The 15,272-nt window shown below is 70.7% G+C and carries 14 protein-coding genes; 11 read left to right on the forward strand and 3 right to left on the reverse strand.

The window, feature by feature from the left end; translation table 11 throughout:
* The first annotated feature begins 1 nt into the window (after nucleotide 1).
* The 6 genes from ABIA38_RS41335 (at nucleotide 2) to ABIA38_RS41360 (ending at nucleotide 4,705) form a co-directional block, all read left to right on the forward strand.
* A complete protein-coding gene (locus ABIA38_RS41335) occupies nucleotides 2-640 on the forward strand; it encodes a 1-hydroxy-2-methyl-2-butenyl 4-diphosphate reductase (RefSeq protein WP_424644156.1) in 639 nt (212 codons plus the stop codon).
* Nucleotides 621-2,000: an aspartate aminotransferase family protein gene (locus ABIA38_RS41340; RefSeq protein WP_424644157.1), complete on the forward strand. Its 1,380-nt coding sequence runs from the start codon at nucleotides 621-623 to the stop codon at nucleotides 1,998-2,000. Before ABIA38_RS41335 ends, ABIA38_RS41340 begins: the two co-directional genes overlap by 20 nt.
* Before the next feature lie 83 nt (nucleotides 2,001-2,083).
* On the forward strand, nucleotides 2,084-2,962 hold the full coding sequence (locus ABIA38_RS41345) for an amidohydrolase family protein (protein ID WP_424644158.1): 879 nt from the start codon (nucleotides 2,084-2,086) through the stop codon (nucleotides 2,960-2,962).
* The gene (locus ABIA38_RS41350; protein ID WP_424644159.1) at nucleotides 2,962-3,084 is read left to right on the forward strand and encodes a hypothetical protein; all 123 of its coding nucleotides are present in this window, start codon (nucleotides 2,962-2,964) and stop codon (nucleotides 3,082-3,084) included. Before ABIA38_RS41345 ends, ABIA38_RS41350 begins: the two co-directional genes overlap by 1 nt.
* 190 nt (nucleotides 3,085-3,274) lie before the next feature.
* Nucleotides 3,275-4,117: a hypothetical protein gene (locus ABIA38_RS41355; RefSeq protein ID WP_424644160.1), complete on the forward strand. Its 843-nt coding sequence runs from the start codon at nucleotides 3,275-3,277 to the stop codon at nucleotides 4,115-4,117.
* Between the two features lie 102 nt (nucleotides 4,118-4,219).
* On the forward strand, nucleotides 4,220-4,705 hold the full coding sequence (locus ABIA38_RS41360) for a nitroreductase/quinone reductase family protein (protein WP_424644161.1): 486 nt from the start codon (nucleotides 4,220-4,222) through the stop codon (nucleotides 4,703-4,705).
* Between the two features lie 38 nt (nucleotides 4,706-4,743).
* Here the strand turns inward: ABIA38_RS41360 and ABIA38_RS41365 are convergent, their stop codons facing one another.
* On the reverse strand, nucleotides 4,744-6,069 hold the full coding sequence (locus ABIA38_RS41365; protein ID WP_424644195.1) for an acyl-CoA synthetase: 1,326 nt from the start codon (nucleotides 6,067-6,069) through the stop codon (nucleotides 4,744-4,746).
* 275 nt (nucleotides 6,070-6,344) lie between these two features.
* Between ABIA38_RS41365 and ABIA38_RS41370 the strand changes: the two genes are divergently transcribed.
* The 3 genes from ABIA38_RS41370 to ABIA38_RS41380 all read left to right on the forward strand — a co-directional run bounded on the left by ABIA38_RS41370 (nucleotide 6,345) and on the right by ABIA38_RS41380 (nucleotide 8,736).
* Entirely contained in the window at nucleotides 6,345-6,824 is a 480-nt protein-coding gene (locus ABIA38_RS41370; RefSeq protein ID WP_424644162.1) for a hypothetical protein, read from the forward strand.
* Between the two features lie 324 nt (nucleotides 6,825-7,148).
* Nucleotides 7,149-7,982, forward strand: coding sequence for a hypothetical protein (locus tag ABIA38_RS41375; protein WP_424644163.1), 834 nt, complete (start codon nucleotides 7,149-7,151; stop codon nucleotides 7,980-7,982).
* Nucleotides 7,983-8,154: 172 nt separating this feature from the next.
* Complete coding sequence (locus ABIA38_RS41380; RefSeq protein WP_424644164.1) at nucleotides 8,155-8,736, forward strand: TerD family protein; 582 nt, start codon at nucleotides 8,155-8,157, stop codon at nucleotides 8,734-8,736.
* 24 nt (nucleotides 8,737-8,760) lie between these two features.
* On the opposite strand, the gene ABIA38_RS41385 is transcribed toward ABIA38_RS41380, so the two are convergent.
* Both ABIA38_RS41385 and ABIA38_RS41390 read right to left on the reverse strand, forming a co-directional pair.
* Entirely contained in the window at nucleotides 8,761-9,399 is a 639-nt protein-coding gene (locus tag ABIA38_RS41385; protein WP_424644165.1) for a sigma-70 family RNA polymerase sigma factor, read from the reverse strand.
* Nucleotides 9,400-9,664: 265 nt separating this feature from the next.
* Nucleotides 9,665-10,219 (reverse strand): DUF3558 family protein, encoded by a 555-nt coding sequence (locus ABIA38_RS41390; protein WP_424644166.1) that lies wholly within the window; start codon nucleotides 10,217-10,219, stop codon nucleotides 9,665-9,667.
* Between the two features lie 390 nt (nucleotides 10,220-10,609).
* Between ABIA38_RS41390 and ABIA38_RS41395 the strand changes: the two genes are divergently transcribed.
* Nucleotides 10,610-13,987, forward strand: coding sequence for a pyruvate carboxylase (locus ABIA38_RS41395; RefSeq protein WP_424644167.1), 3,378 nt, complete (start codon nucleotides 10,610-10,612; stop codon nucleotides 13,985-13,987).
* Nucleotides 13,988-14,315: 328 nt separating this feature from the next.
* On the forward strand, nucleotides 14,316-15,203 hold the full coding sequence (locus tag ABIA38_RS41400) for an RNA polymerase sigma factor SigF (protein ID WP_424644168.1): 888 nt from the start codon (nucleotides 14,316-14,318) through the stop codon (nucleotides 15,201-15,203).
* Nucleotides 15,204-15,272: the final 69 nt, after the last annotated feature.

The following is a 15,272-nucleotide window of genomic DNA, read 5'->3' on the forward strand; positions in this document are numbered from 1 at the left end:
CATGCCCCTGATGGTGGTCACCCCGCTGCGGATCGAGATGCGTGCGGTCGAGGCGGGGCTGATCGGCGCCTTCAATGTGCGGGTGGAGCGCGCGGGGATGGGGCCGGACCGGGCTCGCGCTCGGGCGCGGGCCCTGGCCGCGCTCCCGACCGAGGAGTACGGCTCGCTCGCGGTCGCCGGATTCGGCGCGGGGGTGGGGGAGGGGGTGTCGGTGGGGGACGTGGTGATCGCCTCCGAGGTGCGCGGCCCGGACGGGACCGTGATCGAACTGCCCACCTCCGGGCGGCTGTTGGCGTGGATGCACCAGGTCTCCCCGAAGCTGAGGCTGCATCACGGGCCGATCGAGACGGTGGACAGGCTGGTCAAGGGCCGGGCCCGGCAGGAGCTGCGCGGGCGCGGGGTGTTGGCCGCCGACATGGAGTCGGTGTATCTGCTGGCGGCGGCGGGCGAGCGGCCGGCCGCCGTGGTGCGGGTGATCACCGACACCCCGGAGCGCGAGCTGCTCCGGCCGCGCCTGGTGGTGGACGGGTTCCGGGCCTTTCGCACGCTGCGGCACGCGACCCCGGCCCTGGTTGACTGGGCCAACGACGAGCGAACCAAGTCAGGAGGTACGGCGGGCGATGACGTTCGACCTGGGTGAGACGTACGAGGCGTACGCGGACCGCGGTTTCGAGCTGCACGCGAAGCACCTCAATCCGCAACTCCCGCGCGTGTTGCGGACGATCGGCATGGACCGGAACTACGTCCGGGCCGAGGGGCCGTACCTGTACGACGACAAGGGGGAGCGATACCTGGACTTCCTGTCCGGGTTCGGCACCTACGGGGTCGGCCGACACCACCCCGTGGTGCGCAAGGCGATGCAGGACGTGATCGCGCTCGATCTACCGGACATCGTGCACTTCCACACTCCGCCGCTGGCCGCCGCGCTGGCGGATCGGCTGCTGGCCCGGGCGCCGGGGATGGAGCGGGTCTACTTCTGCAACAGCGGGACGGAGGCGGTCGAGGCCGCGCTCAAGTTCGCCCGGTTCGCCACCGGGCGGCGCCGGATCGTCTACATCGACCACGCCTTCCACGGACTGACCACCGGCGCACTGTCCGTCAACGGCGCGGCCGAGTTCCGCAAGGGCTTCGAGCCACTGCTGCCGGACGTGGGCATCGCGCTGGGCGATCTGGACGCATTGGCACGCGAGTTGAAGCGCGGCGACGTGGCGGCGCTGATCGTCGAGCCGATCCTGGGCAAGGGTGTGCTCGCACCGCCGCCGGGGTGGCTGGCCGCCGCGCAGACGTTGTTGCGCGAGCACGGCGCGTTGTTGATCGCGGACGAGGTGCAGACCGGGATGGGCCGCACCGGGAAGTTCTTCGCGTACCAGTGGGAGGACGGCGTCGAGCCGGACATCGTCACGGTGGCCAAGGCGCTGTCCGGCGGCTATGTGCCGATCGGCGCGACGCTGACCCGGGACTGGGTGTTCAAGAAGGTCTATTCGACGATGGACCGGGTGCTCGTGCACGACTGCACGTTCGGCGGGAACAACCAGGCGATGGCGGCGGGCCTGGCCACCCTCGCGGTGCTCGACGACGAGGATCTGATCGGGAACAGCGCGCGGATGGGCGACGCGTTCGTGGCCGGGCTGACCCCGCTGATCGACAAGTACGAGCTGTTCGCCGAGGTGCGCGGGCGGGGCCTGATGATCGGCCTGGAGTTCGGCAGGCCGCGTTCGCTCAAGCTGCGCGCCGGGTGGACGGCGTTGCAGGCGGCCCGGCACGGGCTGTTCGCGCAGATGGTGGTGGTGCCGATGTTCCAGCGGCACCGGGTGCTCACCCAGGTCGCGGGCGATCACATGGACGTGATCAAGCTGCTGCCGCCGTATGTGATCGGGCAGCCGGACGTGGACACGTTCGTCAAGGGCTTCGTGGACGTGATGGACGACGCGCACAAGGGCACCGGGCTGATGTGGGACTTCGGCCGGACGCTGATCAAGCAGGCGATGAGCAACCGCTGAGCGGGCGCTTCGGCTATGGATCCGACCCCCTGCGGCTGTTAAGTTGACGGAGTCAATCAACTTGATGGTGCAGGGGGTTTGCCATGTCCGGCGCCGGATCCACGGTCGAACCGGGGGCGGTCGATCTGCTGATCGGCTTCCCGAGTGCCCAGGCCAAGAGCCACTACGACTTCCTCAAGCCGCAACTGCGCGACGCGCAGAGCGGCGAGATGGAGTTCCCCGCCGAGTACATGTTCAAGGGGGTCCCCAACACGCTGGCCGACGGCGTCGACCCGGTCGAGGTGACGGTCGGTCACATGGACGCGTGCGGCGTCGAGATCGGCCTGGTCGGGCTGAGCGAGACCGCGCTGCGGGCGATCGCGGAACACCCGAAGCGGTTTCGGCCCACGCTGGAGGTGGACCCGAACGAGATCACCGCGACGGTGCGGCGGATCCGGCAGGCGCACGACGAGCACGGGATCGTCGCGGTGACCACGTTCCCGGCCGGCTGCAATCCACAGGTCCCGGTGAGCGATCGGCGCTACTACCCGATCTACCAGACCTGTATCGACCTGGACCTGCCGATCGTGGCCAACGCGGGCATCGCCGGACCACGCGTGCCGTCCGCGTGTCAGGACGTCATGCACTTCGACCAGGTCTGCTACGACTTCCCCGAGCTGCGCATCGTGATGCGACACGGCGCGGAGCCGTGGGAGGACCTGGCGGTCAAGCTGATGCTCAAGTGGCCCGGGCTGTACTACATGACCTCCGCGTTCGCGCCGAAGTACTACCCGAAGGCGATCGTCGACTACGCGAACACGCGCGGCGCGGACAAGGTGATGTACGCGGGTTACTACCCGATGGGCCTGTCCCTGGAGCGGATCTTCCGCGAGCTGCCGGACGTGCCGTTCCGGCCCGAGGTGCGGCCGAAGTTCCTGCGGGAGAACGCGATGCGCGTATTCAAGCTGGGGGCGACGGGCTGATGGTCGGGGCTGCTTCCGCGCGTTACCCGATCATCTCGGCCGACGGCCATGCCGGCGCGGGCATGGACGCGTATCGCGAGTTCCCGGACCCCGCCGACAGCCCGGCGTTCACCCACTCCTGAGCCGAGCCGCGCGCCGACCCGGGATGCCGGCCCGGGGCGCCGCTCGACCCACGCGGCGAGCACCCGACTCCGGGTCGGTCCGGGCGGGTCACGCCGGCGGCAGCGCGACCTCCATCGGGATCCGAGGGCCGTTACGGTGGCTCCACCGTGGGGGTCCACATCGGTGGATGCAGCGGCGTTTGGGGGATCGGTGCGATTCTTCGGTCTGTTGCTGAAAACGGCGGCGGTGGTGGCCGGGGTGGTCGCGGCGTTCGTGTTGCCATCGTCGTTGATCGACGGCGGTGGTGGTGGGTCGACGAGTCTCGTGGTCGCAGTCTTCTTCGGCTGCGCGGGCATCGGGCTCGCGGTGGGTGGTTACATGCTGTCCCGGCGGGCCGAGTCGCGGTCGCCTCGGCTGCTCGAAGTGCCGTTTTGTGAGCCGGGGTTGGCGTGGCAACCGGAGCCGGGCGGGCGGTGGTTGTGGCCCGACGACTGGGCGCTGCTGCCGGATCCGGTGCCGGAGGCGCCTCGGCCGACGTTCTGGGGCGAGCCGGTGTTGCCACAGGTGCCGGTGCCGCCGGACGAGATTCTGCGCCGGTTGTGGTTGGCCCGCGCGCATTTGGCGACATCTCTCGGCAGTGGGCCGACCGGCGTCCGGGTGGGCCCGATGTACGCCGCCACGATGTTGTTCGCGTTTCTCGGCTTCCTGTACTGGTTCGCGATCGATACCTACGTGAACGCCGAGGGCCTGGCCGAGGACCGCGCGCTCGGGCTCGGCGGGATCCTGGCCGGCACGGTGTGCCTGGTGCCGCTGTACCGGCTGTCGCGAACCGTCGGGGCGGATTTCGGTCGGAGCAACCGCCGTTGGCACCGCCTGTTCGCCGAACTGCGCACCTGGCAGCAGGCCGACGCGGCGCGCCCCGGCGGCCCGCTCGGCGGCCCGGAATGGCACCGGTTTCGGATCCTGCTGCCGCGGACGCGGGCCCGGGAGGCATGGGAGCCGTCCCTGGACGCGGCGCTCGTGGTGTACCCGCCGGCGCAGCCGTTGCACTGAGCCGGGTGCGTTCGGATGCCCGTACCACCATTGCCGGTTGGCGAGGTCGCGGCTAGAGTCGCGCAACCGAACCGCCGCCCGTGCGCTCCCTGGAGAACGATCATGGTGGAACAGCAGAACGACGAGTTCATCGAGCCCTCGCCCGAGGAGATCGTCCTCTTCACCAGGGAGCATGTCTCGCAGCTGGAGCAGTCCGACGGCGACGACGTCTGGCACCTGGCCGGCATGGATCACGTGCTCGTGCACACGGTCGGCCGCAGAAGCGGCCGGCTGCACAAGGTCGCACTCCCGTTCTGGGCGGACGAGAACGGCCGGCGCGTCGTGGTCGCCTCCTTCGCCGGCGCCGCGAAGCACCCGTCCTGGTACGTGAACCTCACCGACCGCACGGCCAACCCGCAGCTGCTCGTCCGAGTCCAACGCGCCACGTACTGGAGTACGCCGGAAATCCTGGAAGCCGACGAGTACGCCGAGACCTGGACGGCGCTCACCGCGGACCGCGCCTATTACGCCAACTACCAGACCCGCACCGACCGCAGGATCCCGCTGGTCCGCCTCCCGGAGACCACCCTGATCGCCCAGCGCACCTGACGGATAGTCAGAAGGGTTGGTTTCGGGGCGATTTCGCGTCAGCCTGCGAGCAACTTCTTCTGGATCTTGCCCATTGCGTTGCGCGGGAGGTCGGGCACGAAGATCACCCGCCTCGGGCGTTTGTGCACCGACAGGTCGCCGGCTACGTGGTCGATCAGTTGGCGTTCGGTCACCTCGCCGCCCAGGACCACGAAGGCGACGATCTCCTGGCCCAGGTCGGTGTGCGGAACGCCGATCACCGCGGCCTCGCGTACCGCCGGGTGGGCCAGCAACGCGCCCTCGACCTCGCCCGCGCCCACCCGGTAGCCGCCGGTCTTGATCAGGTCGGTGCCGGCGCGGCCGACGATGCGGTGCCAGCCGTCGGCGGCGATCACCGCCACATCGCCGGTGCGGAACCAGCCGTCCGGGGTGAAGGTCGCGGCGGTCGCGTCGGGGCGGTTCAGGTAGCCGTGGAACAGGGTCGGCGACTGGATCTGCAACTCGCCGACCGTCTCGCCGTCGTACGGACACGGCGAGCCGTCCTCGCCGACGAGTCGGGTACGGACACCCGCGATCGGCAGGCCGACGAAGCCGGGTCGACGCTCGCCGTCGGCGCGCGTACTGATCGTCATCAGCGTCTCGGTCATGCCGTAGCGCTCGATCGGCCGGTGTCCGGTGAGTTCGGCGATCCCCTCGAACACCGGTACCGGCAGCGGCGCGCTCCCGGACACCAACAGCCGTGCGCCGGCCAACGCCCGTGCCGCGTCCGGGTCCTGCGCGATCCGCGACCACACCGTGGGCACCCCGAAGTACAGACTGCCGCCGGCTGCCGCGTAGGCCGCCGGCGTGGGCCGACCGGTGTGCACCACACGCGAGCCGATGCGCAGCGCGCCCAGCACGCCGAGCACGAGGCCGTGCGCGTGGAACAGCGGCAGGCCGTGCACGAGGACGTCGTCCGGCGTCCACGCCCACGCGTCCGCGAGGCCGTCCAGACAGGCGGCGATCGCGGCGTGCGAGATCAGCACACCCTTCGGCGCGCCCGTGGTGCCGCTGGTGTACAGGATCAGCGCGGTCGTGTCGGGCGCCGGCTCCGGGTACGTGCGCGCCGACCGCGCGCCGAGGTCGACCGCGATGCCGGGCAGCCCACCGTCCGTCCACGGCCCCGGCGCGATCAGCAGCGTCGCGCCCGAGTCGGCCAGGATGTGTGCCCGCTCCGTCGGCCCCGAATCCGGCGGCACCGGCACGACCGGGACACCCGCCAACAGCCCGGCCAGGGTGGCCACCACGGTCCCCAGACCCGCCTCGGCCCGAACCGCGACCGTCGCCGCCGCACCGATCCGCTCGGCCAACGCCCCCGCCGCCCCGAACAACGCCTCCCGCGACATCGCCTCCCCGGCAACGACCACCGCGTCGCCCCGATCGGATACGGGACCGTGCGCAGACAGGAGCGCAGACACGAAGCAACCTCCAGGGACGGCAGCCGACCCGCCGATGCTATGCGGGTCCGACCGGGCGCCGGGAGTCCGGTCGCCCATTTGCGCGCGTCGGGTCGGCAGCCTGCGCAGACGCCCTGCCGGCGCCGCTTCGAGCACGCCGACACCGAGGGGTGTGCCCCTTTCGGGTGATGACAGCGCGAGAGTTTCGAAGTAGTTTCAAAGTCATGGCCATCGAGAACGCCGCTGTCAACTTCTCCGAGTTGGTGAACAAGAACAAGCAGACGCTTGCGCTGCTCAACGAATCACCACGGTTGTTGTTGCACCGCAGAGACGGCGAGGACCTGGTGCTCACCACTGCGGCACGAGCTGAACAGGACCAGAGCGTGGTGTCGGCCGCCACGCGGATACTGGCCGCGATGGCGCGACGCGAGCCGGGGAGCACGGAGTTGCTCCTCGACGTATTGCCGGACGCTTTCCCCTGGGTCAGGTTTCTCCCCGAGGCGGATGTCCATGCCTTCGCCGTCGAATTGGTCGACACGATGCGGGCTGCGGACTCCGTCGGCAACAGCGCCTCCGTCGCGCAGTTGCTCACCGCGTGGCAGCACACCGCCGAGGTCCACTCGGACCCCGAACTCCTGGCCGCGCTGACCCGGAACCACGACGAGGACTACGGCCCGGCCCCCGACCCCCGAGCCGGGGCATGACCCCCGGGCGCGGTGATCGAGGTGACCGGCGGCGGTCGTATCCGGTACCTCGTGGACACGGCCCGCGACACGTGCTGGGTCACCTTCGCCGGAACCGGCCATCCGCGGGCCACGGAGCGCCGTTGATTCCCGGTCCGTGGGAGGCTGATTGCGAGCCTGCCGTGGAGGAGTCAAGGGGTTTCCCTTACGGGTCAAGGGGTCTCCCCTGCGACATGTGGGTGGCCGCCCCCTAGCGTGGACTCGGGCCCCGGGGAACCGGGAATCGGGGCGGGGCGTCCCAGGGGCGAGGCAACGGGAGGAACGGGTGTGGGGCGGGTGGTTGTGGTGAGGGTGAAGGGTCTCGGGGTCGCGGCGGTCGTGGGTGTGTCGCTCGCGGTGCTGAGCGGGTGTGGGAACGGGCGGAGTCCGCTGTCCACCGTCGACAAGGTTTCCCCGACTCCGGTGGCTTCGGGCGATCGGGGCGGGTCGGGGCTGGACGAGAACGTCAAGAACGAGGATCTCGACGTCGGCGAACTGGTGCGCCGCGCCAAGCAGTCCGCGACGAAGATCAAGACCGTGCACGTCGTCGCGGACATCACCGCCAAGGGCAAGGTGACCAGGCTCGACCTGCGCGTGGACCGCGGCAGCGAGGACTTCCAGGGCCGGATCGAGCAGGACGGCGTCAAGTTGGACGTACGCCGGATCGGCTCCGCGATGTACGTCCAGGGCGACGAACAGGCGTTCCGGTCCCTCGTCGGCGGAGCCGTGGACGGCGATTTCGCGGCCAAGTTGCTCGCCGGCAAGTGGCTCCGGGGCGATGTCAACAGCGCGAAGTTGGGCGGCATACGCGGCATCACCACGGTCGCCGACCCGGGCGCGGCGCTGAAGGACTTCCCGGAGAACGGCATCAAGCTGCCGGTCGAGACGATCAACAACCGCAAGATGATCCCGCTCACCGGTCCGCCCGGACAGGACGACGGCAAGGTCTACATCGAGGCCCAGGGCGGCAAGCCGTACCCGGTCCTGATCGTGTCGCAGGGCGCCACCAACACCGGCTCGATCAGCTACGGCGACTTCGACGTACCGGTCACGGTGACCGCGCCGGCGCCCGGCGACGTGGTCGACATCCCCGACCGGAGCAGCTCCTCGGCGACCCCCCGGCCGGGCACGACCGCCTGACCGGCAGGTCGTCCACCGGGCCGGAAATCCCTCGACTTGCCACGAACGACGTGGTGGGCCGACCGCGCTGATCCACTCGTCCTAGGATGCTCCCCATCCGTGGCCGCTCGTCCGATCGGTCACCGCAATCGGGGAACCAACTTTCGGGGAACCACCGTAGAGGGGAGTTGCGATGACGGTTGTTCTCGCACAGGGGGAGAGCGTCGTGCTCGGCAAGGGCGAGTCCGGTTCGGCCGCCCGGGTCCGGATGGGACTGGGCTGGGAGGCGATCCGGCACAAGGGCCTGCGCCCGGGTCTGCAGGCGCTCACCGGCGTCGACCTGGACGCGTCCTGCCTGCTGTTCGATGCCGACCACCACCTCGTGGACACCGTGTGGCCGAGGCAGTTGGTCTCCAAGGACGGTGCGGTCAAGCACACCGGCGACAACACCACCGGCGCCGGCGAGGGTGACGACGAGTCGATCATCGTCGACCTCGAGTCGCTGTCGCCGCGCGTGACCGCCCTGGTCTTCACGGTCAGCTCGGACTCCAGCAGCGCCTTCGCCAAGGTGGCCGAAGCGCACTGCCGGATCGTCGACGAGCACGATGGCAGCGAACTGGTGCGCTTCGAACTGTCCGAGCACGGCGGCCACGACGCGCAGATCATGGTCAAGCTGGTGCGCGTCGCCGAGGGTTGGGCGCTGACCGCGATCGGCGAGTCGACCAAGGGCAACACGTACCACGACCTGCTGCCCGCGATCCTCAAGCACCTGTAACAGCGCGCGAAGCCACCCGGCGGACTACGCCGCCACGACGAACCCGCGTTCGCGCGCGTAGTCCGCCAACGCCTCGCGCAACCGGCGCCGCCCCCGGTGCAGCCGCGACATCACCGTGCCCAGCGGCACCCCCATGAACGCGGCGATGTCCTTGTACGCATAGCCCTCGACGTCGGCCAGATACACCGCGACCCGGAACTCCGCCGGCAGCGCCCGCAGCGCGGCCACCACCGCCGAGTCCGGCAGGTGGTCGAGTGCCTCGGTCTCCGCCGAGCGCAGCCCGGTCGACTCGTGCGTGCCGGCCCGGTACAGCTGCCAGTCCTCGATCTCCTGCGCCGCCGTCTCCAGCGGCTGTCGCTGTTTCTTGCGGTAGGAGGTGATGAAGGTGTTGGTGAGGATCCGGTACAGCCAGGCCTTCAGATTGGTCCCGTCGCGGAACTGGTGGAAGGACGCGTACGCCTTGGTGAAGGTCTCCTGGACCAGGTCCTCGGCATCCGACGCGTTGCGGGTCATCCGCAGCGCGGCCGGGTAGAGCGGGTCCAGGAACGGCACGGCGTCGCGCTCGAAGCGCTCGCGTCGCGGCCCGGGGGTGCTCGGCAGATCACTCACGTCGTCGCTCCCGGTACGAAGGGTACGAACCCGTCGGCGCCTTTCGGTCCCCACCGCGCCCGGGTGTGTCACTCCCCTGCTCATCATGTGCCCGCCGACGCGCGAATCAGCCGGGTCATAGGTCCCCCGTCGCCGAGCCCGACGGCCCGTGCACGACAATCGGTCATGATTGGTGACTGAACGTCAGAATTCGTTCGCCGATTGCCACTTCCGTACATTCCACAACCCCGCCTCCGAGCCGTATCCTCAGCCCATGGGTGACTCTGCGCGCACGAGCGTGATCGCAGCGACAGCGGAGAGGGGAGTGGGCCACTCTCCGCTAGAGCCTGCTCACCGCGAGCTTCGCCAGCGACACCAACTGCTCCTTGCTCGGCGGCGGATCGCCGCCACCGGCGTTCAGCGAGAACACCGCCGTCTCGTCGCCGCGCCGCGCCGCGACCACCAACACCCCGCCGATCGTGTCCGGCTGCACGTAGACCGCCGCGTCGCCCACCCCCGGCACCTGCTCCGTACGGACCCCGCCCAGCGTGCCCAGGTACGCGTCGAGCGCCTTGTCCACGCCGCCCGAGGTCTTCGACCGGGTCGCGATCGTACTGATCACCGGAGTCCCGTCACCGGCCGCGTAATCGCAGCCCAGCGGATTCTGCGCGGCCCGCAACCCCGGCATCGCCAGCGCCTGCGAGACCTGCTCGGCGGTCAGCACCGCGCACGCGTCCACCGCGCGCAGATCGCCGCCCGCCCCGCCGCCGTTCGCCGCCGGGCTCGCACTCTTGTCGCCACGCGCCTTCGAGTCGCCGTCGCCGGCACCGCTGCACGCGGCCACCGGCAGCACGACGGCCGCCACCGCGACCACCACGCCGATTCGAACCCTCACGGTGCTCCCCACTTCCCGGCTCGACGCCCGGGGCGTTTCCCGGTCCCCGGCATGATCCGACATTTCCCGCCCGACCGGGTGGCCGGGACCGAATCGACGCTGCCGCCGACCGTCGCGAGTGGTCCTTCCCGTCTCGCGATTCGGGCTGCGATCAAGGTCACACCGACCCCGATGAACCCGATCTGCGCAGGTGGGACCCACAAACCCGGGCCGGCCGAGGTGCCCGGCATGTGGACCGGGCCTGCGGGGCACCTGCACACGTGTCCTAAAGTCACGCAGGTTCGACCCCGATGACGTGGCCCGAACCCGGCCACGGCACCCTGTCGTTCCGAGGCACCCGTCCCGATTTCCCCCGCACCCGGACACCCCGGGCAAGGAGGTACGTAGCTCGTGATTCGTAAGCTTCTGGTCGCCAACCGCGGCGAAATCGCCGTCCGCGCCCTGCGCGCCGCCACCGAGCTGGACATCACCACGGTCGCCGTCTACGCGTACGAGGACCGCCACTCGCTGCATCGGCAAAAGGCGGACGAGAGCTACGAGATCGGCGAGCGGGGTCATCCGCTGCGCGCCTACCTCGACGTCGACACGATCGTCGGCGCGGCGATCGCCTGCGGCGCCGACGCGATCTACCCCGGCTACGGCTTCCTGTCCGAGAACCCGCTGCTCGCGAAGGCGTGCGAGGCCAACGGGATCACCTTCGTCGGGCCCTCCGCCGAGGTGCTCTCGCTGGCGGGCAACAAGGTCCGCGCGTTGGAGGCGGCCAAGGGCGCCGGGTTGCCCACCCTGCAGACCGCGCCGCCGCAGGACGACGTGGACGCGCTGGTGGCCGCCGCCGACACGATCGGCTTCCCGATCTTCGTCAAGGCCGCGGCCGGCGGTGGCGGGCGCGGGCTGCGCAAGGTGGACCGCCGCGAGGACCTGCGCGCCTCGATCGAGACCGCGATGCGCGAGGCACAGACCGCGTTCGGCGACCCGACCGTCTTCCTCGAGGAGGCGGTGATCCGCCCGCGCCACATCGAGGTACAGATCCTGGCCGGCGCCGACGGCGGCGTGGTGCACCTGTACGAGCGGGACTGCTCGATGCAGCGCCGGCATCAGAAGGTCGTCGAGATCGCGCCCGCGCCCAACCTCGACCCCGAACTGCGGGACCGGATCTGCGCCGACGCGGTGCGCTTCGCCGAGGCGGTGGGCTACCGCAACGCGGGCACCGTGGAGTTCCTGCTCGACGAGCGCGGGCGCTACGTCTTCATCGAGATGAACCCGCGCATCCAGGTCGAGCACACGGTCACCGAGGAGATCACCGGCGTCGACCTGGTCCAGGCCCAACTGCGGATCGCCGCCGGCGCGAGCCTGACCGATCTGGGCCTGGTGCAGAGCGAGATCCGGATCCAGGGCGCCGCGCTGCAGTGCCGGATCACCACCGAGGACCCCTCGGCCGACTTCCGCCCCGACACCGGCACGGTCTCCGCCTACCGCTCCCCGGGCGGCGCGGGCGTGCGTCTGGACGGCGGTACCTACACCGGCGCCGAAGTGCTGCCCTACTTCGACTCGATGCTGGTCAAGCTCACCTGCCGGGGCCGTACCTTCGCCGACGCGGTCAGCCGGGCCCGGCGCGCGGTGGCCGAGTTCCGCATCCGCGGCGTGGCCACCAACATCCCGTTCCTACAGGCGGTGTTGGACGACCCGGCGTTCCGCGAGGGACGGATCACCACGTCGTTCATCGACGAACACCCCGAGCTGGTCCGCTCGCGCCCCGGCGCCGACCGCGGCACCCGCCTGCTGGCCTACCTGGCCGATGTCACGGTCAACCGCCCCTACGGGCCGACCCCGGCGGGCCTCGCGTCCCCGCGCACCAAGTTTCCCGAACTGCCCACCGGCGACCTGCCGCGGGGCAGCCGGGACCGGCTGATCGAACTGGGCGCGGCCGGCTTCGCCCGGGCACTGCGCGAGCAGAGCGCACTGGCGGTCACCGACACCACCTTCCGTGACGCGCACCAATCGCTCCTGGCCACCCGGGTCCGCACCCACGACCTCGCCGCCGCGGCGCCCTACGTCGCGCGGATGACGCCGGAGCTGCTCAGCGTCGAGGCGTGGGGCGGGGCGACCTACGACGTCGCGCTGCGCTTCCTCAAGGAGGACCCGTGGCACCGCCTGGCGGCGCTGCGCGCGGGGATGCCCAACCTCAACCTCCAGATGTTGCTGCGCGGGCGCAACACCGTCGGCTACACGCCCTACCCGGACCGGGTGTGCGTGAAGTTCGTCGAGGAGGCCGCCCGGACCGGCATCGACGTGTTCCGGATCTTCGACGCGCTCAACGACATCGAGGCGATGCGCCCGGCGATCGAGGCCACCCTCGGCACGCACGCCATCGCCGAGGGCACGCTGTGCTACACCGGCGATCTGTCCAACCCGGCCGAGAAGTTGTACACGCTTGACTACTACCTGCGCCTGGCCGAGCAACTGGTCGAGGCCGGCGTACACGTGTTGTGCGTCAAGGACATGGCCGGGTTGCTCCGGGCGCCCGCCGCGCGCACCCTGATCGGCGCGCTGCGCGAGCGCTTCGACCTGCCGGTGCACCTGCACACGCACGACACCGCCGGCGGGCAGCTGGCCACCTACCTGGCCGCCGTGGAGGCCGGGGTGGACGCGATCGACGGCGCCTCGGCCGCACTGGCGGGCACCACCAGCCAGCCGCCGCTGTCCGCGATCGTGGCCGCGACCGACTACACCGAGCGGGCCACCGGCCTGTCCCTGGACGCGCTGTGCGCCCTGGAGCCCTACTGGGCGGCGGTACGCGAGGCGTACGCGCCGTTCGAATCCGGCCTCCCCGCGCCCACCGGCCGGGTCTACCGGCACGAGATCCCCGGCGGCCAGCTCTCCAACCTCCGTCAGCAGGCGATCGCGCTGGGCCTGGGCCACAAGTTCGAGGACATCGAGGACGCCTACGCGGCCTCCAACCGGATCCTGGGCAACATCGTCAAGGTCACCCCCTCCAGCAAGGTGGTCGGCGACCTGGCCCTGCACCTGAGCGCGGTGGGCGCCGACCCGGCCAAGTTCGAGGCCGACCCGGGCGCGTTCGACGTGCCGGACTCGGTGATCGGCTTCCTCCAGGGCGAACTGGGCACCCCGCCCGGCGGTTGGCCCGAGCCGTTCCGCACCCGCGCACTGGCCGGCCGCACCGCCAGTTCCAGCCGCACGGTGCAGCTGACCCCCGAGCAGGACGCCGCGCTGGACGGCGACGACCTGCGGGCCACCCTCAACCGGCTGCTGTTCCCCGGCCCGGCCAAGGACTACGTCGAGGCCGAGCGGCTCTACGGCGACGTCTCCGCGGTGCCGACCGTGCCGTTCCTGTACGGCCTGGTCCAGGGCGAGGAACTGGCCATCAAGTTGTCCACGGGCGTCGCGCTCTACCTCGCGGTCGAGGCGGTCGGCGACGCGGACGAGCGCGGCTTCCGCACCGTGTACTGCCGGATGAACGGCCAGCCGCGCGTGCTCTCGGTCCGCGACCGCTCGGTCAAGCCGGCCCGGCCGGAGAGCGAGCGGGCCAACCCGGACAACCCGAAGCACGTGGCCGCGCCGTTCAGCGGCGTGGTCACCCTCCAGGTGGCGGTGGGCGACGAGGTCGAGGCCGGCGGCACGGTGGCGACCATCGAGGCGATGAAGATGGAGGCGTCGATCACGGCACAGTCGGCGGGTACGGTTTCCCGGCTCGCGATCGGCGCGGTGTCGTCCGTGGAGGCGGGGGACCTGCTGCTCGAACTGGGCTGACGTGCCGGGCTGACGTGCCGGGCCGGCCGGCCCGGCGGCCGGACCACGAACCACCACCCGAGCATTCGGGTGGTGGTTCGTGACGTTTTCCGGACACGTTTGGCCGACGTTTGATTACTCGATGTCCGGATTCACTGCGCCGTATGGGCTGCTTTCGCTCGTTTTTTCCGTTTCGTCGGTCCGTCGTTTGCCGAGGTGAGGCCGCATGTCGCGATCCTGACGTCAGGACGTACCCCCGGAGGGCTCTTGATCTTCCTGTGCTTCACGTCACAGACTCGATGTCGCTCGGGGTTATCGGTGTCCATCCATCCGGATTGGGAGACCCTGCATGGCCGTGCGCCTGAGCACCCTCGACACGACCGCGGAACCCCGCGCCGCCGCCCCTCCGCCACCGCCGACGGTCGATCTCGACGACCTGCTGGCCCACCCGCACCTGGTCACCCGGCTGCCCACGCCGATGGCCCGGGCGGCGGGCGACCTGATGCTCGCCCGGCTCGCCACCCTGGAGCCGGGCACCGCGGACCACTCCTACCTGCGCGGGCTCCTGGTCGAGCTGAACCTGCCGATGGTCCGGCACGCCGCCGGGCGCTACCGGCGGCGCGGTGAGCCGGTCGAGGACATCGTCCAGGTCGGCACGATCGGCCTGATCAAGGCGATCGACCGCTACGAGGCGGACCGCGGCAGCAGCTTCATGGCCTACGCGATGCCGACCATCATCGGCGAGATCAAGCGCTTCTTCCGGGACACCTCGTGGTCCGTCCGGGTGCCGCGGCGGCTGCGCGAGCTGCGCACCGAACTGCTGCGCGCCACCGACGAGCTGACCGCGCTGCACGGCCGCACCCCCACGCCGCGCGAGCTGTCCGAGCGGCTGTGCATCACCGAGGAGGAGGTGCTCGAAGGTCTCGACGCGTGCACGGTCTACACCGCGACCTCGCTGGACGAGACCGCCTACGGCGACGCGGACGGCCAGGAGACGGTCGGCGACCGGCTCGGCTCCGAGGACCACGCGCTCGACCTGGTCGAGTATCGCGAGGCGCTGCGCCCGCTGCTGGCCGAACTGCCGCAGCGCGAGCGGGCCATCCTGGTCATGCGCTTCTACGGAAACCTGACCCAGGCGCAGATCGGTGAGCGGATCGGCATCTCGCAGATGCACGTGTCCCGCCTTCTCGCCCGCACCCTGGCGTCGCTGCGCGAACGGCTGATGATCCCGGGCTGACCACGCGTCGACCCCGGGCGCCCTCGGCGCGGCGAGTATGCGCGTTTCCCTTCCCATCGGCGACCGGAT

It is taken from the genome of Embleya sp. AB8 (assembly GCF_049739465.1).
In the GTDB taxonomy this organism is placed as follows: Bacteria; Actinomycetota; Actinomycetes; order Streptomycetales; family Streptomycetaceae; genus Embleya.

Coding starts and splice junctions, on each gene's coding strand:
- ABIA38_RS41335 (WP_424644156.1), top strand. CDS start 2: ATGCCCCTGATGGTGGTCACCCCGCTGCGGATCGAGATGCGTGCGGTC.
- ABIA38_RS41340 (WP_424644157.1), top strand. CDS start 621: ATGACGTTCGACCTGGGTGAGACGTACGAGGCGTACGCGGACCGCGGT.
- ABIA38_RS41345 (WP_424644158.1), top strand. CDS start 2,084: ATGTCCGGCGCCGGATCCACGGTCGAACCGGGGGCGGTCGATCTGCTG.
- ABIA38_RS41350 (WP_424644159.1), top strand. CDS start 2,962: ATGGTCGGGGCTGCTTCCGCGCGTTACCCGATCATCTCGGCCGACGGC.
- ABIA38_RS41360 (WP_424644161.1), top strand. CDS start 4,220: ATGGTGGAACAGCAGAACGACGAGTTCATCGAGCCCTCGCCCGAGGAG.
- ABIA38_RS41365 (WP_424644195.1), bottom strand. CDS start 6,069: ATGTCGCGGGAGGCGTTGTTCGGGGCGGCGGGGGCGTTGGCCGAGCGG.
- ABIA38_RS41370 (WP_424644162.1), top strand. CDS start 6,345: ATGGCCATCGAGAACGCCGCTGTCAACTTCTCCGAGTTGGTGAACAAG.
- ABIA38_RS41380 (WP_424644164.1), top strand. CDS start 8,155: ATGACGGTTGTTCTCGCACAGGGGGAGAGCGTCGTGCTCGGCAAGGGC.
- ABIA38_RS41400 (WP_424644168.1), top strand. CDS start 14,316: ATGGCCGTGCGCCTGAGCACCCTCGACACGACCGCGGAACCCCGCGCC.